Below are 22321 nucleotides of genomic sequence, written 5' to 3' on the forward strand. Positions count from 1 at the left end.
TCATGAGTAGTAAAGAACAGAAAACGCCTGAGGGGCAAGCCCCTGAAGAAATTATCACGGAACAGCACGATGAAGTTGAGGCTGTAGAGCCAGACGCATCTGCTGAGCAGGTGGACCCGCGCGATGAAAAAATTGCGAATCTGGAAGCCCAGCTGGTAGAAGCACAGAATCGCGAACGCGACAGTGTTCTGCGCATCAAGGCGGAGATGGAAAACCTGCGTCGCCGTACCGAGCAGGACGTTGAGAAGGCGCATAAATTTGCGCTGGAGAAATTCGTCAACGAACTGCTGCCGGTGATCGATAGCCTCGATCGTGCGCTGGAAGTGGCTGACAAAGCGAATCCGGACAACGCCGCAATGATCGAAGGTATCGAACTGACGCTGAAATCCATGCTCGACGTGGTGCGTAAGTTTGGCGTGGAAGTGATTGCCGATACTGACGTTCCTCTGGATCCAAACGTTCACCAGGCGATTGCAATGGTTGAATCTGAAGAGATTGAAGCCGGTAAAGTGCTGGGCGTAATGCAGAAAGGTTACACCCTGAACGGCCGTACCATTCGCGCGGCGATGGTAACCGTGGCGAAAGCGAAAGCGTAATTCGCTATCCGTAGTGCCGGGTAGCGGCGTTCGCCTTACCCGGCCTATAACCTTACTCCGCGATACTTTCGCGCAGGGGTTTAACGGGCAGGACTTTCACCTGCTTGATCATATTGTCCTGCACGTCCAGGATATCAATATCGTACTGCTCAATGCGCACCCGCGTGCCCGCGGCCGGAATCTCTTCCAGCGCTTCCAGAATCATCCCGTTAATGGTGCGAGCCTCATCTTCCGGCAAATGCCAGTTAAAGGCTTTGTTGAGTTCACGAATGTTTGCGCTTCCGTCAATCAGCACCGAGCCATCGTTTTGCGGGGTGACCTCTTCCGCAAGGGAAGGAGACATTGAGGTGGTAAAGTCCCCGACAATCTCTTCCAGAATATCTTCGACCGTCACCAGCCCCTGGATATCGCCGTACTCGTTGACCACCAGGCCGACCTTCTTCTTGTTGCGCTGGAATTTCACCAGCTGCGTGCTGAGCGGCGTTCCTTCCGGCACGTAGTAAATTTCGTCGGCGGCGCGCAGCATCACCTCTTTGGTGAACTCTTTTTTCTCGGTCATCAGACGGTAGGCTTCGCGCACGCGCAGCATGCTGATGGCGTCATCCAGCGAGTCGCGGTACAGCACAATGCGCCCGTGCGGAGAGTGCGTCAGCTGGCGAACGATGGCTTTCCAGTCGTCATTGATGTCGATACCGACGATTTCGTTACGCGGCACCATGATGTCGTTCACGCTCACCTTTTCCAGATCCAGCACCGACAGGAGCATGTCCTGATTGCGCCGGGAGATCTGCGAGCGGGATTCATTCACGATAGTGCGCAGCTCCTCTTTGCTGAGTGCGCTGCTGATAGTGACGTCGGCTTTGATTCCCACCATCCGCATCAGGACGCGCGTCACCATGTTCAGCAGCCAGACCAGCGGCATCATCAGGATCTGCAGCGGTGCCAGCAGGAAGCTGCTCGGGTAGGCGACCTTCTCCGGGTAAAGCGCGGCGATGGTTTTCGGCAGCACTTCGGCAAACACCAGCACCACGAACGTCAGCACGCCGGTGGCAATCGCCACCCCGGCGTTACCGTACAGGCGCATCCCGACAATGGTGCCGAGGGCAGAGGCCAGAATGTTGACGAGGTTGTTGCCGATGAGCACCAGGCTTATCAGGCGATCCGGCTTGCGGAGCAGCTTTTCAACGCGACGGGCGGCACGGTTACCCTGTTTAGCACGATGCCGTAACCGGTAACGGTTTAAGGTCATCATGCCGGTTTCCGAGCCGGAGAAATAGGCGGAGATGACCACCATGACGATCAGCGTAACGATCAGCGTGGTGGTAGAGATGTGTTCCAGGGGGAACTCCTTTGTTTCTTAGCCAGCAAATTGCTGTATGAAGCGGCTGCCAAAATAGGCAAGGGTGAGAATGCCCGCACCCGCGACGTTGAACCAGACCACGCGACGACCGCGCCAGCCTTCATGATAATGGCCCCATAACAGGACAATATAGACAAACCACGCGATGATGGAGAGCACCGCTTTATCGATATTCTCCACGCTGAACAGGTTCTTCATGTAAAACAGGCCCGTGCAGAGCGTGAGCGTCAGCAGCACCACCCCCACCTGGGTGATATGGAACATCTTACGCTCAATGACCATCAGCGGCGGCATTTCATGGTTAAAGGCCAGCTTTTTGTTTTTCAGCTGGTAGTCAATCCAGGCGAGCTGCATGGCGTAAAGCGCGGCGATAATCAGCGTCGCGTAGGCAAAGAGCGAAAGGCCGATATGCACCAGCATCCCCGGCGTCGCCTCCAGATGCGTAATGAACTCATTAGGCATAAAGGTGGCGAGGGCCAGATTGATCAGCGCGAAGGTGTAGACAATCGGCAGCAGTAGCCAGCCGCGATTTTTAGACGCGACGATGGTCATTACCGTACAGATCATCAGGCTGACCAGCGAGCCGACGTTGAGGACGCTCAGGTTTTGCACGCTGCCGTCGCCGGGGATGATGCGTGATTCCAGCGCAAAGGCGTGGCTAATCAGTGCGATGACCGCAGAAAGAATAGCCATGCGCCGCCAGCCGCTGTTTTTTTGCAGCAGTCCGGGAACGATCAGCGCGAGGCTGACAGAGTAGGCAACAAGGGCGATCAGTGCGAAAACAGGCATATAGGCATCGACAGTTGTCTTAATAAGAAAGAGAAGCAGTATAACGTTACGTGACGCCTGCTCCAACCGTTGCATAACAACAAAGGCGCCTTCATGTTATACTCCGGCAAAATTCTGTGTATGTGTCGCTCATGGCGGCCCAACGTTTCTACTCAGGCGAGAGACAATGTTTGATAATTTAACCGATCGTTTGTCGCGCACGCTGCGCAACATCAGCGGCCGCGGACGCCTTACTGAAGAGAACATCAAGGAAACGCTGCGCGAAGTGCGCATGGCGCTGCTGGAAGCAGACGTCGCGTTGCCGGTTGTTCGTGATTTTATCAACCGCGTAAAAGAGAAGGCGGTTGGTCATGAAGTTAACAAGAGCCTGACCCCGGGTCAGGAGTTCGTCAAAATCGTTCGTAATGAACTGGTTTCGGCGATGGGCGAAGAGAACCAGGTGCTTAACCTGGCCGCTCAGCCACCGGCCGTGGTGCTGATGGCGGGCCTGCAGGGTGCGGGTAAAACCACCAGCGTCGGTAAGCTGGGTAAATTCCTGCGCGAAAAGCACAAAAAGAAAGTGCTGGTGGTCTCTGCGGACGTCTATCGCCCGGCGGCGATCAAGCAGCTGGAAACCCTGGCCGAGCAGGTTGGCGTGGATTTCTTCCCGTCCGACGTGGCACAGAAGCCTGTCGACATCGTTAACGCCGCGCTGAAAGAGGCGAAGCTGAAATTCTACGACGTGCTGCTGGTGGATACCGCCGGTCGTCTGCACGTTGACGAAGCGATGATGGACGAGATCAAGCAGGTGCATGCCTCTATCAACCCGGTAGAGACCCTGTTTGTTGTCGACGCCATGACCGGTCAGGATGCGGCGAATACCGCGAAAGCGTTTAACGAAGCGCTGCCGTTAACCGGCGTGGTGCTGACCAAGGTGGACGGTGACGCCCGCGGCGGTGCGGCCCTTTCCATTCGTCACATCACCGGCAAGCCGATCAAATTCCTCGGCGTGGGCGAGAAAACCGAAGCGCTGGAGCCGTTCCACCCGGATCGTATTGCCTCCCGTATCCTCGGCATGGGCGACGTGCTGTCGCTGATCGAAGATATCGAGAGCAAGGTTGACCGCGCGCAGGCCGAGAAGCTGGCCAGCAAGCTGAAAAAAGGCGACGGTTTCGATCTCACCGACTTCCTTGAGCAGCTGCGTCAGATGAAAAACATGGGCGGTATGGCCAGCCTGATGGGCAAACTGCCGGGCATGGGCCAGATCCCTGACAACGTGAAAGCGCAGATGGATGACAAGGTGCTGGTGCGTATGGAGGCGATCATCAACTCGATGACGCTGAAAGAACGCGCTAACCCGGACATCATCAAAGGTTCCCGTAAACGCCGTATTGCAGCCGGTTGCGGCATGCAGGTGCAGGACGTTAACCGCCTTCTGAAACAGTTCGACGACATGCAGCGCATGATGAAGAAAATGAAGAAAGGCGGCATGGCGAAGATGATGCGCGGCATGAAAGGGATGATGCCTCCCGGTTTTCCAGGGCGTTAATCGCTTTTGAGATTGCTTTTTGCCCGAAAATGAGTAAAATTTTCGGGCTTTTAATATGACACCCGGGCTCCGTTCCTCGATGGGGCCCGGTTGTTTTATTCACACAAGAGGATGTTATGGTAACTATTCGTTTAGCACGTCACGGCGCTAAAAAGCGTCCGTTCTACCAGGTTGTTGTGACTGACAGCCGTAATGCACGCAACGGTCGCTTCATCGAGCGCGTTGGTTTCTTCAACCCACTGGCCGCTGGCGCAGAAGAAGAAACTCGTCTGGATCTGGATCGTATCGCTCACTGGGTTGGCCAGGGCGCTACTGTTTCCGATCGCGTTGCTACGCTGATCAAAGCAGCAAACAAAGCAGCTTAATCTGTCACGGTGGTCATGATGAGCAATAAAGCACCTGTTGAACCGATCGTATTGGGAAAAATGGGTTCTTGCTACGGTATCCGTGGTTGGCTCAGAGTGTTTTCCTCCACTGAAGACGCTGATAGCATTTTTGATTACCAGCCCTGGTTTATCCAGAAAGGCGGTAAGTGGGAAGAGGTCGAGCTGGAAAGCTGGCGTCACCACAATCAGGACATCATCATCAAGCTGAAAGGCGTTGACGATCGTGATGCCGCGAATGCGCTGACTAATTGTGAAATTGTCGTGGATTCGTCGCAGTTGCCACAGCTGGAAGAGGGCGACTACTACTGGAAAGACCTTATGGGTTGCCAGGTAGTCACTACCGAAGGCTACAGCCTGGGGAAAGTCATCGATATGATGGAAACCGGGTCGAATGACGTTCTCGTCATTAAGGCAAACCTGAAAGATGCATTTGGCATCAAGGAGCGGTTGGTCCCGTTCCTCGATGGACAGGTTATCAAGAAAGTCGATCTCACTACTCAAACCATTGAAGTAGATTGGGATCCTGGTTTTTAAATTCTCCGGATAAACGGTAAAAGACGGCGCTATGTGGATTGGCATAATTAGCCTGTTTCCTGAAATGTTCCGCGCGATTACCGATTACGGGGTAACTGGCCGGGCAGTAAAGAATGGCCTGCTGAGCATCCAGAGCTGGAGTCCTCGTGACTTTACTCATGACCGGCACCGTACCGTGGACGATCGTCCTTACGGCGGCGGACCGGGGATGCTAATGATGGTGCAACCCTTACGGGACGCCATTCACACAGCAAAAGCCGCGGCAGGTGAAGGCGCAAAGGTGATTTATCTGTCACCTCAGGGACGCAAGCTTGATCAAGCGGGCGTGAGCGAACTGGCGACGAATCAAAAGCTGATTCTGGTCTGTGGGCGCTACGAAGGGATAGATGAGCGCGTAATTCAAACCGAGATTGACGAAGAATGGTCTATCGGCGATTACGTTCTCAGCGGTGGTGAGTTACCGGCAATGACGCTGATTGACTCCGTCGCCCGGTTTATTCCGGGTGTTCTGGGCCATGAAGCTTCGGCAACGGAAGATTCCTTTGCCGATGGGTTGCTGGACTGTCCACACTATACTCGTCCTGAAGTGTTAGAAGGGATGGAGGTCCCGGCAGTGTTACTGTCTGGAAACCATGCCGAGATACGTCGCTGGCGTTTGAAGCAGTCGCTGGGCCGAACCTGGCTTAGAAGACCTGAACTTCTGGAAAACCTGGCTCTGACTGAAGAGCAAGCAAAGTTGCTGGCCGAGTTCAAAACTGAACACGCGCAACAGCAGCATGAACATGATGGGAATGCGTAATACGCTCCCGAATATCAGTTTACCCAGGATAAGAGATTAAATTATGAGCAACATTATTAAGCAACTTGAACAAGAGCAGATGAAGCAGGACGTACCTTCCTTCCGTCCAGGTGACACCGTGGAAGTGAAAGTATGGGTTGTTGAAGGTTCCAAAAAACGTCTGCAGGCATTCGAGGGCGTGGTTATCGCTATTCGTAACCGCGGTCTGCACTCTGCATTCACTGTTCGTAAAATTTCCAACGGCGAAGGCGTTGAGCGTGTCTTCCAGACTCACTCTCCGGTAGTTGACAGCATTGCTGTTAAACGTCGTGGTGCTGTACGTAAAGCTAAACTGTACTACCTGCGTGAGCGTACTGGTAAGTCTGCTCGTATTAAAGAGCGTCTGAACTAAGATTCGCTTAAGCGACATCCTGTTAGAAAGGGCTGGCCGAAAGGCTGGCCCTTTTTTTATCCTATCGCACCTCTCGCGTTAACCCTTTCGTCATAAATCATTTACAATGCTTGCCTCTTGAATGGAGGGGACGTGGATAACGTACTGCATCAGCCTGACCGGAAACGCGCAGCGGCTTTGACCGCGCTGTTCGCGATCCTGCTGATCGTGGTAGCACCCCTTATCTCCGTCTCGTTGCAGAAAGATCCCATGAGCGCCATGCCGGGCATGCATCATGACATGAGCATGATGTCGATGGACGAGCATCACGGCGATATGCCGCACACGATGCCTGTCGACCATGCGGAAGCGTGCGGCTACTGCGTGCTGTTAGCGCATGTCCCTGGCGTGATGCTGGCGCTCATCGTCCTGCTCAGTGTGGTGCTGCAGAGGCTTCGCGTTAAGCCGCCGCGTCAGGCGGTCAACCACTGGCACTTCTTCCCCTGGCTTTACCCTGATACCCGCGCGCCGCCGCGGCAGTCTGCTTTTTCCCAATAAAAAATATCGATAACTTTTTGCCTTAAAAAGGAAAAGTATGACTACCTGCACCTCGCGCGCGGCATGGGGAAACCTGCTGCGTCGCCTTCATTTCTACGTTGGGCTGTTTGTCGGCCCGTTTATCTTCTTTGCCGCGCTGACCGGGACGCTGTATGTGGCGACCCCACAGCTGGAAAACGCACTCTACCGGCACGCGCTCCACGCGGATTCCGTGGGCGAGCCGCAGCCTCTGGCGGAACAAATCGCCGTGGCGGAAAAAACCGTTGGATCAGATTTACGTTTGCACGCCGTTCGTCCGGGGCTGGTTGCGGGCGAAACCACCCGCGTGATGTTCGCTGACCCGAAACTTGGGCCATCGGAGAACCGGGCTATCTTTATCGATCCGGTGAGCCTGGCGGTGCTGGGAGATCTGACGGTATACGGCACCAGCGGGATTTTACCCCTGCGTCAGACTATTGATTACCTGCATACGTCCCTGATGCTGGGCGACATTGGGTGCCTCTACAGCGAGCTTGCGGCCTCGTGGATGTGGGTTGCCGCGCTGGGCGGTATTGCCCTGTGGTTTTATACCCGACCCAAACGACGGATCAACAATCGCTTCCAGAACCGGCGTCGGGTGCACGTGACGCTGGGCTGGGTTCTGCTGGGAGGAATGCTGCTGTTCTCCGCAACCGGCCTGACCTGGTCCCAGTGGGCTGGTGGGAACGTGGATAAGCTGCGTGCAGAGATGAACTGGCTCACCCCGCAGGTGAACACGACGCTATCCGGCCAACATGAGGTTATGGATGAACATGCCGAACACCGTGGTCATCACGGTGGGATGATGATGCCGGAAATGGCGATGGATTTGACGCTGTTTGACGGGGTGTTAAGCGCGGCACGTCACGCGGGGATTGATGCCAGCAAGCTGGAGATCCGGCCGGCGAAAACGAGGGATCGTGCCTGGACCGTGACGGAAATCGATCGCAGCTGGCCGACCCAGGTGGACGCCGTGGCGGTTGATCCCCATACGATGCAGATCCTGGACAGAACCCGATTCGAGGATTTTCCGTTAATGGCTAAACTGACCCGCTGGGGCGTGGATTTCCATATGGGGATCTTATTCGGCCTGGCAAATCAGCTGCTGCTCGTGGCGTTCGGCCTCGCCCTGTGCGTGCTCATTATCTGGGGATACCGGATGTGGTGGATGCGTCGTCCTGCGCAATCGGCAGTGAGTCCGGTACAGACGCTGTGCCAGAGCTGGCTGGCGCTGTCAGAATGGGGAAGAGGCGTTACGGTGATAACCAGCGTGCTGTTGGGGCTGGCCCTGCCGGTAATGGGCGTGAGTCTGGCGCTGTTTGTTCTGGTGGACTGGCTGCGCTGGCGAGCGGCAACCCGAGTGACGCTCGCCGATTCATCCGCTAAATAACCCTATGGCGTGCTGATCACCACTGCGACGCGGCGGTTTTCAGCACGCCCTTGCGGGGTACTGTTGCTCGCAACAGGGTATTTTTGACCTAATCCCCGCGTGGTGAGATTGCTGCGCGGGATATTTGCCCCCTTCGCCCAGGCGTCGGCCACGGCGTTGGCGCGTTTTAACGACAGCGCTTCGTTGTAGCTTTCTTCCCCGTAGTTATCCGTGTGACCGTCCATTCGCGCGTGGTTCAGGCCGGTTTCCGCCAGGCGAGAGGCCATGGACTGGATCTGCGTTTCACTTTCCGGGCGCAGCCGGGCGTCATTTTTATCAAACAGGATGGTGTCCGACATGCCAAGCGACCAGTCACCGTTCAGTTCGTTAAAACCGTAAGACTTCATCGCCGCAATTTGCTCAGGAGTGAATTTGCCTTCCGGCGGCGACTGACAGCCTGCCAGAACCAGTGAGGCCAGTACTAACGGCGCGAAGTAACGTTTTAACATAGTGTATCCTTTCTAACTTATTGTTTTCGTACGCTGGTTTTTAACCTGGTACATATTGCGGTCAGCCCTCTCCAGTAATGCTTCCACGGAAGCATTTTCCCACGCCAGAGCAAAGCCAATGCTGAGTGACATCGATGCTTTTTGTCCGTTATGAAGATCAAACGGACGGATAAACTGCTGCGAAAGCGCAGCACAAATGTGTTGAACCTCAAGCTCGGAGTGAACGCCGTACAGCACCATGGCAAATTCGTCTCCGCCAAGACGGTAAGACTGATGACGTTTGTCGCCAAACTCCATCATCCTGCTGGCGACTTCGATCAGCACACAGTCTCCTGCCGCGTGTCCCCAGGTGTCGTTAATAAACTTAAAATTATCACCGTCGAGGAAGAGCAGGGCCGAGTTTGTTCTGGCTGAAGGGTCGTTCATTAATGCCGCAATGCTGTTACGAAACGCCGCGCGGTTGGCAAGACCGGTAAGCGGGTCGTGCATGGCGGTCCGCAACAGCTGAGCGTTCTTCGCCTGAAGCTTCAGTTGCCACTCTTCCATTTCATCCAGAAGACTGTTGAAGTCCTCGCCAAACTGGTGAAATTCTTCGATACGGCCGTCTTTCACCCGGCGGGAGAAGTTGCGGTTCGTGCGTACGTCATGCACAACGTCGGTAATGTTCTGCAGGGCCGTGACCATTCCACGATGCAAAGACTGGGTAATGATGAGAGCGACGACGGCGGCAAAGAGAATGCAGCCGGTCAGTACGGCAAACGACGTCCAGATGAAATGGCTGATCAAACTGTCGCGTGCGGTAAGGCGGATTTCGCCGATCGTTAAGCCGTTATGCATGATGGGCTGCGCAACCGGTACGGGGAAAAGCCAGCGACTGACCAGCGCGCCCAGCGTGTCGTTGTTATCCTCCGGGTTCCAGGACCAGTAGGCGAACCGCTTTTTATGCGCGTTAATCACCTCCGCTGCGGCAAACTGTCCTTGTTTGCCCAGGGCGGCAAGCGTTTCGTTGGCCGCCAGCGAGTCGTTGAAAACCAGCGAGGCTTCCAGGCTGTGGCTCATTGTGGCGCCAGTTAATTCGAGATTCTTTTGCGCATATTGTTTTAACGTCACGACGGAAGCAAAACAGAGCAACAGCCATATTAACGTCATGGTAATAATGACGCTTATCATGCTGTTTCGCCTCAACGTTCTTTTAAACGTCGGACGTGGCGTTGAAGTGAAATCTTTATCCATGCTGCTTATTCCGTGCCAGCATTAATACATCCGGATTGACTCTTACGCCACTGCGCGTCAATGCATCCAGGTTGACGGAAAACCGTACCTGGCCGCGATCGATCATCAGGCAAAAGGCACTGCCAATTACACATTCCGGATTTTGCTCTGAGATTAATAGCAACGCTCTGCCCTGATATTGACTTATTAATTCAAGTTGTTTTGCCGGTGATTCAGACCCGAAATATATTGCATCGCACGTCGCGGCCAGGGCTTCCCGATCGTTACGTACAATAACGGGAGTATAGGGTAACTCGTTGTGCCCTTCGTCGCCGCTGAGCGCGTGTGTATAGTGAGAAGTAGCATAGACGCATAGTCTGGGCTGCCCGGATAGTGACGGCCATCGCGTATAGCTCACAATGCCTGAGACAATCGAACGTACCGATTTATCCGTTTCCGTAAGCGTGCCTGCCGTCGCTGGGCCCACCATAAGGAACAGCATTAACACCAGAGTGAGTCGGAAAAAAGAGATCAAGAATAAATTTCTCACCAGAATCCGCCACATCGCTCCGGAAATAGATGTCCTTAAGAGTTGCGGGCAGAATACCATTGTTTATCAGAGCCGTCATTATGTCAGAAATAGCCTCAGGCCAACCTAAGCTAAATCCTACTGTTGTTTATTTTCCGGTGGTTAAAAGCAGACTTAATTGAGTCTGCTGGAACGCATACCTTCATCCATTCCTTTTTGCCATGACGCACGCAGTTTTGTCGCGTTTTCGACAGTATCGCAACTGGCAGGGAAAGATTTGCCCGCTAATCCCCAGGCGTGAATAAACCCTTCTTCGCAGACTCTCTTCTGACCATCGGCATAGCCGCGAAGATATTCACTACGATCAACGTGGGTGTCGTTAAAACTATCGGCCAGGGTCTGGTTATCTTTAACCGGCAGGCCATTCATGGCGTCTTCTTTACCGGCATCAAACCAGGATGGACTGGTCCAGTCGGGCTGGAAGGTGTAAGGATTGATCTGGCAGCCCGTTAAAAACAGCGACAACAGCGTGAGAGCAATTGAACGCATAGCCATTCTCCTTTTTTCTTCAGCATAGCCTGGCTTAAGAAAATATGTCTGTAATTTAAACTTTACGTTTTTATCGGCTGATTTTTGCAATAAATTGGCTTCTGTAAACTAATGTGTACGTATTTTGGATTGAAATGTTTACTTTTTATGGTATCGTGGTCTCACCTCACCGAGGAAAACAACTATCGCAAACGAGCTTTACAGGATCGCCATCATGCAAAAAGACGCGCTGAACAACGTACATATCACTGACGAACAGGTTTTAATTACTCCGGATCAACTGAAAGCGGAATTTCCGCTGAGCGTCGCGCAGGAGGCTCAGATTGAGCACTCGCGTCAGACCATTTCAAATATCATCGCCGGCCGCGATCCGCGCCTGCTGGTGGTGTGTGGTCCTTGCTCCATTCACGATCCTGAAACCGCCATTGAGTACGCTCGTCGATTTAAAGCATTAGCGGAGGAGGTCAGCGATAGCCTCTATCTGGTGATGCGCGTCTATTTTGAGAAGCCACGTACCACTGTCGGCTGGAAAGGGTTGATTAACGATCCGCACATGGATGGCTCGTTTGATGTGGAAGCAGGTCTGAAGATTGCGCGTCGCCTGCTGGTGGAGCTGGTCAGCATGGGGCTGCCTCTGGCAACCGAAGCGCTGGATCCGAACAGCCCGCAATACCTTGGCGATCTGTTCAGCTGGTCCGCGATTGGCGCGCGTACCACGGAATCGCAAACCCACCGCGAGATGGCGTCTGGTCTGTCGATGCCGGTTGGTTTTAAAAACGGTACCGATGGCAGTCTGGCGACGGCGATCAACGCCATGCGCGCTGCCGCCATGCCGCACCGTTTCGTCGGTATCAACCAGGCGGGCCAGGTTTGCCTCCTGCAAACGCAGGGCAACCCGGACGGTCACGTGATCCTGCGCGGCGGGAAAGCCCCGAACTACAGCCCGGCGGACGTGGCGCAGTGTGAAAAAGAGATGGAGCAGGCGGGACTGCGCCCGGCACTGATGGTAGATTGCAGTCATGGTAATTCGAATAAAGATTACCGTCGCCAGCCTGCGGTTGCGGAATCCGTGGTCGCACAGATCAAAGATGGCAATCGTTCGATTATCGGTCTGATGATTGAGAGCAATATTCATGAAGGCAATCAATCATCTGAACAACCGCGCAGCGCCATGAAGCACGGCGTCTCCGTGACGGATGCCTGCATCAGCTGGGAGACCACCGATGCGCTGCTGCGTGAGATCCATAAAGATTTAAGCGGCCAGCTGGCGACGCGTCTGGCTTAAGAGGGTAGTTATGGTTGCTGAATTGACCGCACTGCGCGATCAAATTGATGAAGTGGATAAGGCGCTGCTGGATCTGCTGGCGCGCCGCATGGCCCTGGTTGCCGAAGTCGGTGAGGTGAAAAGCAAATACGGCCTGCCGATCTACGTCCCGGAGCGCGAGGCCTCCATGCTGGCCTCCCGTCGCAAAGAGGCGCAGGCGCTGGGCGTTTCGCCGGATTTGATTGAGGATGTTCTGCGTCGCGTGATGCGGGAGTCCTATTCCAGTGAAAACGACAAGGGCTTCAAAACCCTCTGTCCGACCCTGCGTCCGGTGGTGATTGTCGGCGGTGCAGGACAGATGGGGCGCCTGTTTGAAAAAATGCTGACCCTTTCTGGCTATCAGGTGCGCATTCTGGAAAAAGAGGACTGGGCCCAGGCGCCGGAACTCATGAAAGATGCCGGAATGGTTATCGTCAGCGTGCCGATCCACGTGACGGAGCAAATCGTCGGGAAGCTGCCTCCTTTACCGAAAGATTGCATCCTGGTGGATCTGGCCTCCGTCAAAAATGGTCCGCTACAGGCTATGCTGGCGGCGCATACGGGGCCGGTGCTGGGTCTGCACCCAATGTTTGGCCCGGACAGCGGCAGCCTGGCTAAGCAGGTGGTGGTTTACTGCGACGGTCGTCAGCCGGAAGCCTATCAGTGGTTCCTGGAACAGATTCAGGTATGGGGCGCACGGCTGCACCGCATCAGCGCGGTTGAGCACGACCAGAACATGGCGTTCATTCAGGCGCTGCGCCACTTTGCGACGTTTGCCTACGGCCTGCATCTGGCGGAAGAGAACGTGCAGCTTGAACAGCTGCTGGCGCTCTCTTCACCTATCTATCGTCTGGAGCTGGCGATGGTCGGGCGTCTGTTCGCGCAGGATCCGCAACTGTACGCGGATATTATTATGTCCTCGGAAAATAACCTGGCGCTGATCAAGCGCTACTATCAGCGCTTTGGTGAAGCCATTACGCTGCTGGAGCACGGAGACAAGCAGGCCTTTATCGACAGCTTCCGCAAGGTCGAGCACTGGTTTGGCGATTACGCGCAGCGTTTCCAGAATGAGAGCCGGACGTTGTTGCGCCAGGCAAATGACAGTCGCCAGTAATGCGATGATGTATATACTGAAAGCCAGCATTGCTGGCTTTTTTCATTTTGGGGAACTGTCATGGCCGAACCGCAGCTGCTGTTGAATTACACCGGGCATTTGCCTGAATGCCCGACGTGGAGCGCCGACGAGCACGCGCTCTACTGGGCCGATATTCTGGAAGGAGAGATCCACCGCTACCATCTGCCGACGGCGGAACACACCGTGCTTTCTTTCCACGAGGAGGTGGGCTGTTTCGCGCTGCGCGAGCGCGGCGGGTTTATCGTCGCCATGCGCAATGGCATCTGGCTTGCCGATAAGCATGGCCTTCTGCAGCGCAAGGTGTGCGACAACCCCTCTAACCCGCAGCTGGCGCGTTTTAACGATGGGGGTACCGACCATCAGGGCCGGTTCTATGCGGGCACGTTCTGGGGGCCGGGAGATTACAACGGTGCCCTGCTGATGCGCATCGACAACGATCTGACGCCGAAGGTGATCCAGTGCGATATTCACGGGCACAACGGCTTAGCGTTTAGCCCGGATAAGCAGTGGATGTTTACCTCAGACACGCCAAACGGTGTGATTTACCGTACCCCGCTTGATGAGCAGGGCGAACCGGGTAAGCGAGAGGTGTTTCGTCAGTTTAAAGAGGGCGAGGGGATACCGGACGGCGCGGCGATGGATGTGGAAGGTTGCTACTGGAGCGCGCTGTTTGACGGCTGGCGCATCGCGCGTTTTTCACCGCAAGGGGAGCAGTTGGAAGAGTATCGCATGCCGGTACGTTGCCCGACGATGGTCTGCTTTGGCGGCGATGATATGAAAACGCTGTTTATTACCACCACGCGGGAAAATATGGATGCGGAGGAGGTGACGAAATATCCGCTCTCCGGGGCCATCTTCACCCTGCCGGTGAGCGTGGCAGGGATGAAGAAAAGCCGTTTTATCGAACGTTAGATCGGATCGACCGGGACGACGTTTTCGCTCGGGTAGCAGCCCAGCACCTTCATGGAACGCGTGATCTCGCCCAGCTCGCGCAGGGCTTTCTGCATGGAAGCAGACTCCAGGTTGGCCTGGATATCGAGGTAGAACATCTCTTCCCATGGATTACCGTGGATTGGGCGCGATTCCAGCCGGGTCATGATCAGGTTGTGATTACGCAGTACCAGCAGGGCTTCAACCAGCGCACCGGCCTGTTGGCCGGTGGCCATCAGCAGCGTGGTTTTGGCCGGTACCTGGTCAGAGACATTGATTGCCTTGCGGGCCAGCACCACGAAGCGGGTAATGTTTTGCGTCTGGTTTGCCAGGTTGCGTTCCAGCACCTGTAAACCATACAGCGCGCCACCCGCTTCGCTGCCGAGCGCCGCGACGGTGGGAGAGTTCGCCTGGGCGACTTTTTCCATCGCCGCCGAGGTGCTTTCGGTGTACTCAATTTTCCAGTTCGGATAGCGGTTCAGGAACTGGCTGCACTGCTGGAACGGCTGCGGGTGGCTGTAGACGGTTTCGATCGTGTTCAGGTCCGTTGAACCGGAGACCAGCACGCAGTGATCGATAGGGATCGTCAGCTCGCCGACCAGCGACAGGCTGGTGTGCTGCAGCAAGTCGTAGACGTCGTTGATGGCGCCGGAGCTGGTGTTTTCAATCGGCACCACGGCGTAATCCGCCTGGCCGGTCTCGACCTGGTTAAAAATGTCGGCAAACTTCGCGCAGCCGCTTTCAATAAATTCTTCGAAATGACGAGCGGCATACTGACGTGCGGCCAGGTGAGAATAGGAGCCCTTTGGCCCGAGGAAAGCGATACGCGCAGAGTGCGGATTGGTTTTATTGAGATGCTGCTGCAGTAGCGCTTGCTGGGTCAGAACGGAATCTTCGATGATGAGCTGGAACAACCGGGTGATGTAGTGGGCATCGAGGTGATGCGCTTTGCCGAGCTGAATGAGCCGTTCCAGCAGATCCCGCTCGCGGTCGATATCACGGACCGGACGATGGGAGTCCAGCTTGGCTTTACCCACTTCAACGGCAAGGGCGCGGCGTTCGGCCAGCAGCGCCAGCAGTTTCTCATCCAGCGCGCTGATTTTTACTCGCAGATCCAGTAACGGGTTTTCCGGTGTCATAGTGTTGCCTGTCTCATCTTATCGTTATCAATAAAAAAGGCCCCCCGGTGTGGGAGGCCTTGTTGTTCGTCTTCGCATTCTTTATCACACGACGAAACGCCTCCCGTTCAGGGGAAGGTAAAAAAGAATGCGAAGAAGAACGGCGTAAGTTTCATAAAGTCATCCTGTGAGTGATACCGTTAAAGTACCCGTACTGTTTTCACCCTGTCAATAAAAAACAAAAAACGCGCCCGAAGGCGCGTTGGCGGTACACTCAATTTAAAGGATTACTCTTCTTCAACTTCTTCCGCGAAGCTGGCGTCTTTCACCGACGTTGTGGCGCGACGGGCTTCACCTTTGTGTTGCACTTTATTGAGCTGCCGTTCCAGCTTGTTGATCAAATCGTTAATAGCGGTGTACATATCCTCATGTTTTGCGCTGGCGACCAGATGGCCGTTTGGAGTATTGATAGTTGCGTCAGCGATGAAACCCTGCGGCTCCTTGGACAGGATGATATGTGGATTAATCAAATGTGTTTGCCATTTATCCAGTTTGGCGAGACGGTCTGCGACGTGCTGGCGAATTGCCGGAGTAATTTCCATTTGTTTACTGGTAATGTTCATTGTCATAAATTTTACCTCTTGTCTTTCCGTCTTGGTGATTCCAGCATACCCGACCTAATGTCAAAATGTGTGATTTAGATCACGTTATTTTGTCGGTTTTTGTCAGGGAATCTTTTTTGTGAGGCAGGGCAGGAAGAGGTGAGATTTACCTTGTAGAAGGCATAAATTGGGGCCATAGTTGACAGGATGTGTTGAGGCTAACGCGCTTCAGCGACGCTCAGAAACGAATAAAAAAACGGCAGCCTTCGGGCTGCCGTTTTGCATTGAGGCAAAATCAGGTGTTGCTGCTGTTCGCGGCGATGATTTTCGCCACTTTTTCAGCCTGACCGGTCATCTGCATCTGACGGTAAGCATTTTCCATCAGCTTCAGGCCGTCGCGCGTTGCCTGAGTATCCGGGTAATCACGCAGCATACCTTCTACGCGGTTAACCACGGCAACCCATGCGCCACGGCGGGTATAATATTCCGCCACGGAGTATTCATATTTCGCCAGACGATCTTTAAGGAACACCAGACGTTTGGTTGCGTCGGTCACGTACTGGCTGTTCGGATAGCCGCGCACCAGCTTGGAGAAGTCATTGAAGGCATCACGCGCATGCTGCGGGTCACGGTCAGAACGATCCACGCCGAAGAAGCCCTGCAGCGCACTGTCGTCCAGCGCCATGTTGGTGAGGCCGCGCATGTACATTACGTAGTCGATGTTAGGATGAGTCGGGTTCAGACGCATGAAACGATCGATGGTTGCCTGAGCCAGCGGCAGATCGGCATTTTTATAGTATGCGTAGATGAGATCTAACTGTACCTGCTGCGAATACGGACCAAATGGATAGCGATTATCCAACGCTTCCAGTTGCGTTATCGCCTGTTTCCAGTTACCGTCCTGCAACTTTTGTTGTGCAGTCGCATAGATTTCATTCGGCGGATTGTCAGGGACCTGTTCATTTGAACCGGAGCAGCCCACCAAAGCCAGGCTCAACGTGGCCGCTGCCACCAGATATTTCATGCGCGTCATGACGTTTTGACTTTCCTCAAATGTTTGTCCGGGAGAAACTCTGTTCCTGCTCCCGATTAAGACCAGCTACAATAGCACACTATATTAAACGGCAAAGCCGTAAAACCCAACGTTAAACGAAGAAGCAGTTTATGGCACAACGAGTAGAACTCACCGCAACAGTCTCCGAAAATCAGCTCGGTCAACGCTTAGATCAGGCTTTGGCCGAATTGTTCCCTGATTATTCGCGTTCACGCATAAAAGAATGGATCCTTGACCAGCGCGTGATGGTAAACGGCAAGATCTGGGACAAACCAAAAGAGAAAGTGTTAGGTGGGGAAGCTGTCGCCATCAATGCTGAAATCGAAGAGGAAATCCGCTTCGAGCCGCAGGATATCCCACTGGACATCGTCTATGAAGATGATGACATTCTGGTGATCAACAAGCCGCGCGACCTGGTTGTTCACCCGGGTGCGGGAAACCCTGACGGTACGGTACTTAACGCACTTCTCCATTATTATCCGCCGATCGCGGATGTTCCGCGCGCGGGCATCGTGCACCGTCTGGATAAAGACACTACCGGTCTGATGGTGGTGGCGAAGACCGTTCCTGCTCAGACCCGTCTGGTGGAGTCGCTGCAGCTGCGCGAAATCACCCGTGAGTATGAGGCGGTAGCCATTGGGCATATGACCTCTGGCGGGACGGTAGAAGAGCCTATCAGCCGTCACCCGACCAAGCGAACCCATATGTCGGTGCATCCGATGGGTAAACCGGCGGTGACGCACTATCGCATTATGGAGCATTTCCGTATCCATACGCGTCTGCGTCTGCGTCTGGAGACCGGACGTACCCACCAGATCCGCGTGCATATGGCCCACATTACCCATCCGCTGGTGGGGGATCAGGTCTACGGTGGTCGTCCTCGCCCGCCTAAAGGCGCATCGGATGAGTTCATCAGCGTATTGCGTAAATTCGACCGTCAGGCGCTGCACGCGACCATGCTGCGTCTTTACCATCCTATCACCGGCATTCAGATGGAGTGGCATGCGCCTATCCCGCAGGATATGGTGGACCTTATTGACGCCATGCGTGCCGATTTCGAAGAACATAAGGATCAAGTGGACTGGTTATGACCAAACTGATTGTCCCGGAGTGGCCATTGCCTGCCGGCGTGGCTGCCTGCAGTTCAACCCGTATTGGCGGTGTTAGCCAGGGCGCGTGGGCGTCGTTGAACCTCGGCGCACACTGTGGCGATAACCTGGAACACGTGGAAGAGAACCGCAGGCGTCTGTTTGCTGCGGGGAACCTGCCTTCAAATCCGGTCTGGCTGGAACAGGTTCATGGCAAGGCGGTGCTGAAGTTGACGGGGGAACCCTATGCTTCTAAACGTGCTGATGCCTCTTACAGCAATACTCCGGGAACCGTTTGTGCCGTAATGACCGCCGATTGTCTGCCGGTGCTGTTCTGCAACCGTGCAGGCACCGAGGTGGCTGCAGCGCACGCGGGCTGGCGTGGACTGTGTGAAGGCGTGCTGGAAGAAACCGTCGCCTGCTTTAAGGATGAACCCGCCAATATTATGGCCTGGCTTGGCCCGGCCATTGGTCCTCGCGCTTTTGAAGTGGGGCCGGAGGTTCGCGAAGCCTTTATGGATAAAGATCCGCAAGCGGTGGACGCTTTCCTGCCTTCTGGAGATAAATATCTGGCCGATATTTACCAGCTTGCTCGTCAGCGCCTGAACAGCGTCGGCATAACGCAGATCTTCGGCGGCGATCGCTGCACATTCACCGAAAAGGGTGATTTTTTCTCTTATCGCCGCGACAAGACGACGGGGCGTATGGCAAGTTTCATTTGGCTGATATAACCTAAAGAATCAAGACGATCCGGCACGTGCCGTTTTCTTTTCACATAATTCAGGTCATTAACCTTGAATAATTGAGGGATGACCTCATTTAATCTCCAGTAGCAAATTTGACCTGTTATGGGAGGAGTTATGCGTCTGGATCGTCTTACTAATAAATTCCAGCTTGCTCTCGCCGATGCCCAGTCCCTCGCACTGGGGCACGACAACCAATTTATCGAACCTCTTCATTTAATGAGCGCCTTGCTGAATCAGGAAGGGGGATCGGTTCGTCCTTTATTAACGTCCGCTGGCATTAATGCTGGCCAGTTACGCACCGCTATCGATCAGGCGCTGAGCCGTTTACCGCAGGTCGAAGGGACCGGCGGCGACGTTCAGCCGTCTCAGGATCTGGTGCGCGTCCTGAACCTTTGCGACAAGCTGGCGCAAAAACGTGGGGACAATTTTATTTCGTCAGAGCTGTTTGTTCTGGCGGCGCTTGAATCACGCGGTACCTTGACCGACCTGCTGAAATCCGCCGGTGCGACCACCGCTAATGTGACTCAGGCGATTGAGAACATGCGCGGAGGTGAAAGCGTGAACGATCAGGGAGCCGAAGACCAACGTCAGGCTTTGAAGAAATTTACGGTCGATCTGACCGAGCGTGCTGAACAGGGCAAACTTGACCCGGTGATCGGCCGTGATGAAGAAATTCGCCGTACCATTCAGGTACTGCAGCGTCGTACCAAGAACAACCCGGTACTGATAGGTGAACCGGGGGTCGGTAAAACCGCCATCGTTGAAGGGTTGGCGCAGCGTATTGTGAACGGTGAAGTGCCGGAAGGTCTGAAGGGCCGCCGCGTACTGGCGCTGGACATGGGCGCGCTGGTGGCCGGTGCGAAATACCGCGGCGAGTTCGAAGAGCGTCTGAAAGGCGTGCTTAATGACCTGGCGAAGCAGGAAGGCAACGTTATCCTGTTTATCGATGAGCTGCACACCATGGTTGGTGCCGGTAAGGCAGACGGCGCGATGGATGCCGGGAACATGCTGAAACCTGCGCTGGCGCGCGGTGAACTTCACTGCGTCGGTGCCACTACGCTGGATGAGTACCGTCAGTACATTGAGAAAGATGCTGCGCTGGAACGTCGTTTCCAGAAAGTGTTTGTTGCCGAGCCAAGCGTTGAAGATACCATCGCGATCCTGCGTGGTCTGAAAGAGCGCTATGAACTGCACCACCATGTGCAGATCACTGACCCGGCCATCGTTGCGGCGGCGACGCTTTCGCATCGTTATATTGCTGACCGTCAGCTGCCGGATAAAGCGATCGACCTGATTGATGAAGCGGCGTCGAGCATTCGTATGCAAATTGACTCGAAGCCGGAAGAGCTGGATCGACTCGACCGACGCATCATTCAGCTCAAGCTGGAACAGCAGGCGCTGAAGAAAGAGTCTGATGAAGCCAGTAAGAAACGCCTCGATATGCTCAATGAGGAACTGGACGATAAAGAGCGCCAGTATTCTGAGCTGGAAGAAGAGTGGAAAGCCGAGAAAGCCTCCCTTTCCGGTACGCAGACCATCAAAGCTGAACTCGAACAGGCAAAAATTGCCATTGAGCAGGCGCGACGCGTGGGCGACCTGGCGCGGATGTCAGAGCTGCAGTATGGCAAAATTCCTGAGCTGGAAAAACAGCTTGAGATGGCGACGCAGTCAGAAGGGAAAACGATGCGTCTGTTACGTAATAAAGTGACGGATGCCGAGATTGCGGAAGTGCTTGCCCGCTGGACCGGTATTCCGGTGGCGCGCATGCTGGAAGGCGAGCGTGAAAAACTGCTGCGCATGGAGAACGATCTCCACAATCGTGTGATTGGTCAAAATGAAGCGGTTGAAGCGGTATCGAATGCTATTCGTCGTAGCCGTGCAGGGCTGTCCGATCCAAACCGCCCGATTGGTTCGTTCCTGTTCCTGGGGCCGACCGGTGTCGGTAAAACCGAGCTGTGCAAAGCGCTGGCTAACTTTATGTTCGACAGCGACGATGCGATGGTGCGTATCGACATGTCCGAGTTTATGGAGAAACACTCCGTCTCGCGTCTGGTCGGGGCGCCTCCAGGATATGTGGGTTATGAAGAAGGTGGGTACCTGACAGAAGCGGTGCGTCGTCGTCCTTATTCCGTCATCCTGCTGGATGAGGTGGAAAAAGCGCATCCGGATGTGTTCAACATCCTGCTTCAGGTGCTGGATGATGGTCGTCTGACCGACGGGCAGGGGAGAACGGTCGACTTCCGTAATACGGTTGTCATTATGACCTCGAACCTGGGTTCCGATTTGATTCAGGAACGTTTCGGTGAACTGGACTACAGCCATATGAAGGATTTGGTGCTGGGTGTGGTAAGCCATAACTTCCGTCCGGAGTTCATCAACCGTATTGATGAAGTGGTGGTATTCCATCCTCTGGGTGAGAAACACATTGCGTCGATTGCGCAGATCCAGCTGCAGCGTCTGTACAAACGTCTGGAAGAGCGTGGATATGAAATTCACATCTCCGACGATGCGCTGAAGCTGCTGAGTAAGAATGGTTACGATCCGGTGTACGGTGCGCGTCCATTGAAACGCGCTATCCAGCAGCAGATCGAAAACCCGCTGGCGCAGCAGATCCTCTCCGGGGAGCTGGTTCCTGGCAAAGTTATCCGTCTGGAAGCCAACGACGATCGCATTGTGGCAGTGCAGTAAGTCACAAAACGCAAAAACGAGCCGCTTGCGGCTCGTTTTTGTTTAAAAACCAGGCGAAAATTGAGGTCTGGAGTCGGTTTTGCCTGGAAAGTGAGCAGTCAGTAAATAAATTTCACTTTATCCTTGCAGGTTCAGAATTACTCCCTATAATGCGCCTCCACTGACACGGAACAACGGCACACACGCCGCCGGGTCAGCAGAGAAAAGCAAAAATAAACGCTTGACTCTGAAGCGGGAAAGCGTAATATGCACACCCCGCGCCGCAGCGAAAACGAAGCGGCACTGCTCTTTAACAATTTATCAGACAATCTGTGTGGGCACTCAAAGTGACATGGATTCTTAATGTCTTCGGACAATAAATGAATACCAAGTCTCTGAGTGAACATACGTAATTCATTACGAAGTTTAATTCACGAGCATCAAACTTAAATTGAAGAGTTTGATCATGGCTCAGATTGAACGCTGGCGGCAGGCCTAACACATGCAAGTCGAGCGGCAGCGGAAAGTAGCTTGCTACTTTGCCGGCGAGCGGCGGACGGGTGAGTAATGTC

At 54.4% G+C, this 22321-nt stretch carries 24 protein-coding genes, 1 rRNA gene and 1 other annotated feature; of the genes, 15 read left to right on the forward strand and 10 right to left on the reverse strand.

The window, feature by feature from the left end; all coding sequences use genetic code 11:
• The first annotated feature begins 2 nt into the window (after positions 1 to 2).
• Positions 3 to 596 (forward strand): nucleotide exchange factor GrpE, encoded by a 594-nt coding sequence (gene grpE, locus BFG58_RS19620; RefSeq protein ID WP_008502499.1) that lies wholly within the window; start codon positions 3 to 5, stop codon positions 594 to 596.
• 52 nt (positions 597 to 648) lie between these two features.
• Here the strand turns inward: grpE and BFG58_RS19625 are convergent, their stop codons facing one another.
• Positions 649 to 1935: an HlyC/CorC family transporter gene (locus BFG58_RS19625; RefSeq protein WP_045909263.1), complete on the reverse strand. Its 1287-nt coding sequence runs from the start codon at positions 1933 to 1935 to the stop codon at positions 649 to 651.
• 18 nt (positions 1936 to 1953) lie between these two features.
• Complete coding sequence (locus tag BFG58_RS19630; RefSeq protein ID WP_014884879.1) at positions 1954 to 2745, reverse strand: inner membrane protein YpjD; 792 nt, start codon at positions 2743 to 2745, stop codon at positions 1954 to 1956.
• Positions 2746 to 2911: 166 nt separating this feature from the next.
• Here BFG58_RS19630 and ffh point away from each other — a divergent pair, with 166 nt between their 5' ends.
• The 7 genes from ffh (at position 2912) to BFG58_RS19665 (ending at position 8328) form a co-directional block, all read left to right on the forward strand.
• Positions 2912 to 4273, forward strand: coding sequence for a signal recognition particle protein (gene ffh, locus BFG58_RS19635; protein WP_014884878.1), 1362 nt, complete (start codon positions 2912 to 2914; stop codon positions 4271 to 4273).
• A 116-nt stretch (positions 4274 to 4389) separates the two neighbouring features.
• Positions 4390 to 4638, forward strand: a complete 249-nt coding sequence (rpsP, locus tag BFG58_RS19640; RefSeq protein WP_003863133.1) for a 30S ribosomal protein S16 — start codon at positions 4390 to 4392, stop codon at positions 4636 to 4638.
• A gap of 15 nt (positions 4639 to 4653) precedes the next feature.
• Positions 4654 to 5193, forward strand: coding sequence for a ribosome maturation factor RimM (gene rimM / locus BFG58_RS19645; RefSeq protein ID WP_029741020.1), 540 nt, complete (start codon positions 4654 to 4656; stop codon positions 5191 to 5193).
• A 31-nt stretch (positions 5194 to 5224) separates the two neighbouring features.
• Positions 5225 to 5992: a tRNA (guanosine(37)-N1)-methyltransferase TrmD gene (trmD, locus tag BFG58_RS19650; RefSeq protein WP_008502493.1), complete on the forward strand. Its 768-nt coding sequence runs from the start codon at positions 5225 to 5227 to the stop codon at positions 5990 to 5992.
• A 43-nt stretch (positions 5993 to 6035) separates the two neighbouring features.
• Positions 6036 to 6383 (forward strand): 50S ribosomal protein L19, encoded by a 348-nt coding sequence (gene rplS, locus BFG58_RS19655; RefSeq protein ID WP_002914145.1) that lies wholly within the window; start codon positions 6036 to 6038, stop codon positions 6381 to 6383.
• A gap of 132 nt (positions 6384 to 6515) precedes the next feature.
• The gene (locus tag BFG58_RS19660) at positions 6516 to 6920 is read left to right on the forward strand and encodes a DUF2946 domain-containing protein (protein ID WP_045909262.1); all 405 of its coding nucleotides are present in this window, start codon (positions 6516 to 6518) and stop codon (positions 6918 to 6920) included.
• A gap of 37 nt (positions 6921 to 6957) precedes the next feature.
• Positions 6958 to 8328, forward strand: a complete 1371-nt coding sequence (locus BFG58_RS19665; RefSeq protein ID WP_069720407.1) for a PepSY domain-containing protein — start codon at positions 6958 to 6960, stop codon at positions 8326 to 8328.
• A 2-nt stretch (positions 8329 to 8330) separates the two neighbouring features.
• Here the strand turns inward: BFG58_RS19665 and BFG58_RS19670 are convergent, their stop codons facing one another.
• From BFG58_RS19670 to BFG58_RS19685, 4 genes are all read right to left on the reverse strand, one after another.
• Entirely contained in the window at positions 8331 to 8816 is a 486-nt protein-coding gene (locus BFG58_RS19670; RefSeq protein ID WP_045909260.1) for an OmpA family protein, read from the reverse strand.
• A 12-nt stretch (positions 8817 to 8828) separates the two neighbouring features.
• Complete coding sequence (gene dgcN, locus BFG58_RS19675) at positions 8829 to 10049, reverse strand: diguanylate cyclase DgcN (RefSeq protein ID WP_045909259.1); 1221 nt, start codon at positions 10047 to 10049, stop codon at positions 8829 to 8831.
• Positions 10042 to 10578: a YfiR family protein gene (locus BFG58_RS19680; RefSeq protein WP_173647439.1), complete on the reverse strand. Its 537-nt coding sequence runs from the start codon at positions 10576 to 10578 to the stop codon at positions 10042 to 10044. The genes dgcN and BFG58_RS19680 overlap by 8 nt, the downstream gene beginning before the upstream one ends.
• Before the next feature lie 153 nt (positions 10579 to 10731).
• The gene (locus BFG58_RS19685; protein ID WP_045909257.1) at positions 10732 to 11106 is read right to left on the reverse strand and encodes a DUF2799 domain-containing protein; all 375 of its coding nucleotides are present in this window, start codon (positions 11104 to 11106) and stop codon (positions 10732 to 10734) included.
• Between the two features lie 214 nt (positions 11107 to 11320).
• On the opposite strand from BFG58_RS19685, the gene aroF reads away from it, so the two are divergent.
• Genes aroF through BFG58_RS19700 form a run of 3 tightly spaced genes read left to right on the forward strand, consistent with a single transcriptional unit; the run spans position 11321 to position 14456 of the window.
• Positions 11321 to 12391, forward strand: a complete 1071-nt coding sequence (gene aroF, locus BFG58_RS19690) for a 3-deoxy-7-phosphoheptulonate synthase AroF (protein ID WP_069720408.1) — start codon at positions 11321 to 11323, stop codon at positions 12389 to 12391.
• 10 nt (positions 12392 to 12401) lie between these two features.
• Complete coding sequence (gene tyrA, locus BFG58_RS19695) at positions 12402 to 13523, forward strand: bifunctional chorismate mutase/prephenate dehydrogenase (RefSeq protein ID WP_008502473.1); 1122 nt, start codon at positions 12402 to 12404, stop codon at positions 13521 to 13523.
• 60 nt (positions 13524 to 13583) lie between these two features.
• A complete protein-coding gene (locus BFG58_RS19700) occupies positions 13584 to 14456 on the forward strand; it encodes an SMP-30/gluconolactonase/LRE family protein (protein ID WP_048029289.1) in 873 nt (290 codons plus the stop codon).
• Here BFG58_RS19700 and pheA read toward each other — a convergent pair.
• The 4 genes from pheA to bamD all read right to left on the reverse strand — a co-directional run bounded on the left by pheA (position 14453) and on the right by bamD (position 17227).
• Positions 14453 to 15613, reverse strand: a complete 1161-nt coding sequence (gene pheA / locus BFG58_RS19705; protein WP_021242003.1) for a bifunctional chorismate mutase/prephenate dehydratase — start codon at positions 15611 to 15613, stop codon at positions 14453 to 14455. The genes BFG58_RS19700 and pheA overlap by 4 nt on opposite strands.
• A gap of 30 nt (positions 15614 to 15643) precedes the next feature.
• Positions 15644 to 15769, reverse strand: a sequence feature (Phe leader region).
• Positions 15721 to 15768: a pheA operon leader peptide PheL gene (gene pheL / locus BFG58_RS24010; protein ID WP_100249759.1), complete on the reverse strand. Its 48-nt coding sequence runs from the start codon at positions 15766 to 15768 to the stop codon at positions 15721 to 15723. Its footprint overlaps the feature before it by 48 nt.
• Before the next feature lie 110 nt (positions 15770 to 15879).
• Positions 15880 to 16221, reverse strand: a complete 342-nt coding sequence (gene raiA / locus BFG58_RS19710; protein WP_008502470.1) for a ribosome-associated translation inhibitor RaiA — start codon at positions 16219 to 16221, stop codon at positions 15880 to 15882.
• 268 nt (positions 16222 to 16489) lie between these two features.
• On the reverse strand, positions 16490 to 17227 hold the full coding sequence (bamD, locus tag BFG58_RS19715) for an outer membrane protein assembly factor BamD (RefSeq protein ID WP_069720409.1): 738 nt from the start codon (positions 17225 to 17227) through the stop codon (positions 16490 to 16492).
• A 131-nt stretch (positions 17228 to 17358) separates the two neighbouring features.
• Between bamD and rluD the strand changes: the two genes are divergently transcribed.
• The 4 genes from rluD to BFG58_RS19735 form a co-directional block, all read left to right on the forward strand.
• Positions 17359 to 18339, forward strand: coding sequence for a 23S rRNA pseudouridine(1911/1915/1917) synthase RluD (rluD, locus tag BFG58_RS19720; RefSeq protein WP_008502468.1), 981 nt, complete (start codon positions 17359 to 17361; stop codon positions 18337 to 18339).
• Positions 18336 to 19067 carry a purine nucleoside phosphorylase YfiH gene (gene yfiH, locus BFG58_RS19725; protein ID WP_048226733.1) on the forward strand — a complete coding sequence of 244 codons (732 nt, stop codon included), beginning with the start codon at positions 18336 to 18338 and terminating at the stop codon, positions 19065 to 19067. The genes rluD and yfiH overlap by 4 nt, the downstream gene beginning before the upstream one ends.
• 129 nt (positions 19068 to 19196) lie before the next feature.
• On the forward strand, positions 19197 to 21770 hold the full coding sequence (gene clpB, locus BFG58_RS19730) for an ATP-dependent chaperone ClpB (RefSeq protein WP_069720410.1): 2574 nt from the start codon (positions 19197 to 19199) through the stop codon (positions 21768 to 21770).
• 427 nt (positions 21771 to 22197) lie between these two features.
• Positions 22198 to 22321, forward strand: a 16S ribosomal RNA gene (locus tag BFG58_RS19735); the annotation flags it as partial.

The sequence above is a fragment of the Enterobacter sp. ku-bf2 genome (assembly GCF_001742765.1).
In the GTDB taxonomy this organism is placed as follows: Bacteria; Pseudomonadota; Gammaproteobacteria; order Enterobacterales; family Enterobacteriaceae; genus Enterobacter; species Enterobacter quasiroggenkampii.

What these genes read in the sequence shown, in the direction of transcription:
- grpE (WP_008502499.1), top strand. Translation starts at nt 3, where the DNA reads ATGAGTAGTAAAGAACAGAAAACGCCTGAGGGGCAAGCCCCTGAAGAA.
- BFG58_RS19630 (WP_014884879.1), bottom strand. Translation starts at nt 2,745, where the DNA reads ATGCCTGTTTTCGCACTGATCGCCCTTGTTGCCTACTCTGTCAGCCTC.
- ffh (WP_014884878.1), top strand. Translation starts at nt 2,912, where the DNA reads ATGTTTGATAATTTAACCGATCGTTTGTCGCGCACGCTGCGCAACATC.
- rpsP (WP_003863133.1), top strand. Translation starts at nt 4,390, where the DNA reads ATGGTAACTATTCGTTTAGCACGTCACGGCGCTAAAAAGCGTCCGTTC.
- rimM (WP_029741020.1), top strand. Translation starts at nt 4,654, where the DNA reads ATGATGAGCAATAAAGCACCTGTTGAACCGATCGTATTGGGAAAAATG.
- trmD (WP_008502493.1), top strand. Translation starts at nt 5,225, where the DNA reads ATGTGGATTGGCATAATTAGCCTGTTTCCTGAAATGTTCCGCGCGATT.
- rplS (WP_002914145.1), top strand. Translation starts at nt 6,036, where the DNA reads ATGAGCAACATTATTAAGCAACTTGAACAAGAGCAGATGAAGCAGGAC.
- BFG58_RS19665 (WP_069720407.1), top strand. Translation starts at nt 6,958, where the DNA reads ATGACTACCTGCACCTCGCGCGCGGCATGGGGAAACCTGCTGCGTCGC.
- BFG58_RS19670 (WP_045909260.1), bottom strand. Translation starts at nt 8,816, where the DNA reads ATGTTAAAACGTTACTTCGCGCCGTTAGTACTGGCCTCACTGGTTCTG.
- dgcN (WP_045909259.1), bottom strand. Translation starts at nt 10,049, where the DNA reads ATGGATAAAGATTTCACTTCAACGCCACGTCCGACGTTTAAAAGAACG.
- BFG58_RS19685 (WP_045909257.1), bottom strand. Translation starts at nt 11,106, where the DNA reads ATGCGTTCAATTGCTCTCACGCTGTTGTCGCTGTTTTTAACGGGCTGC.
- aroF (WP_069720408.1), top strand. Translation starts at nt 11,321, where the DNA reads ATGCAAAAAGACGCGCTGAACAACGTACATATCACTGACGAACAGGTT.
- tyrA (WP_008502473.1), top strand. Translation starts at nt 12,402, where the DNA reads ATGGTTGCTGAATTGACCGCACTGCGCGATCAAATTGATGAAGTGGAT.
- BFG58_RS19700 (WP_048029289.1), top strand. Translation starts at nt 13,584, where the DNA reads ATGGCCGAACCGCAGCTGCTGTTGAATTACACCGGGCATTTGCCTGAA.
- pheA (WP_021242003.1), bottom strand. Translation starts at nt 15,613, where the DNA reads ATGACACCGGAAAACCCGTTACTGGATCTGCGAGTAAAAATCAGCGCG.
- raiA (WP_008502470.1), bottom strand. Translation starts at nt 16,221, where the DNA reads ATGACAATGAACATTACCAGTAAACAAATGGAAATTACTCCGGCAATT.
- bamD (WP_069720409.1), bottom strand. Translation starts at nt 17,227, where the DNA reads ATGACGCGCATGAAATATCTGGTGGCAGCGGCCACGTTGAGCCTGGCT.
- rluD (WP_008502468.1), top strand. Translation starts at nt 17,359, where the DNA reads ATGGCACAACGAGTAGAACTCACCGCAACAGTCTCCGAAAATCAGCTC.
- yfiH (WP_048226733.1), top strand. Translation starts at nt 18,336, where the DNA reads ATGACCAAACTGATTGTCCCGGAGTGGCCATTGCCTGCCGGCGTGGCT.
- clpB (WP_069720410.1), top strand. Translation starts at nt 19,197, where the DNA reads ATGCGTCTGGATCGTCTTACTAATAAATTCCAGCTTGCTCTCGCCGAT.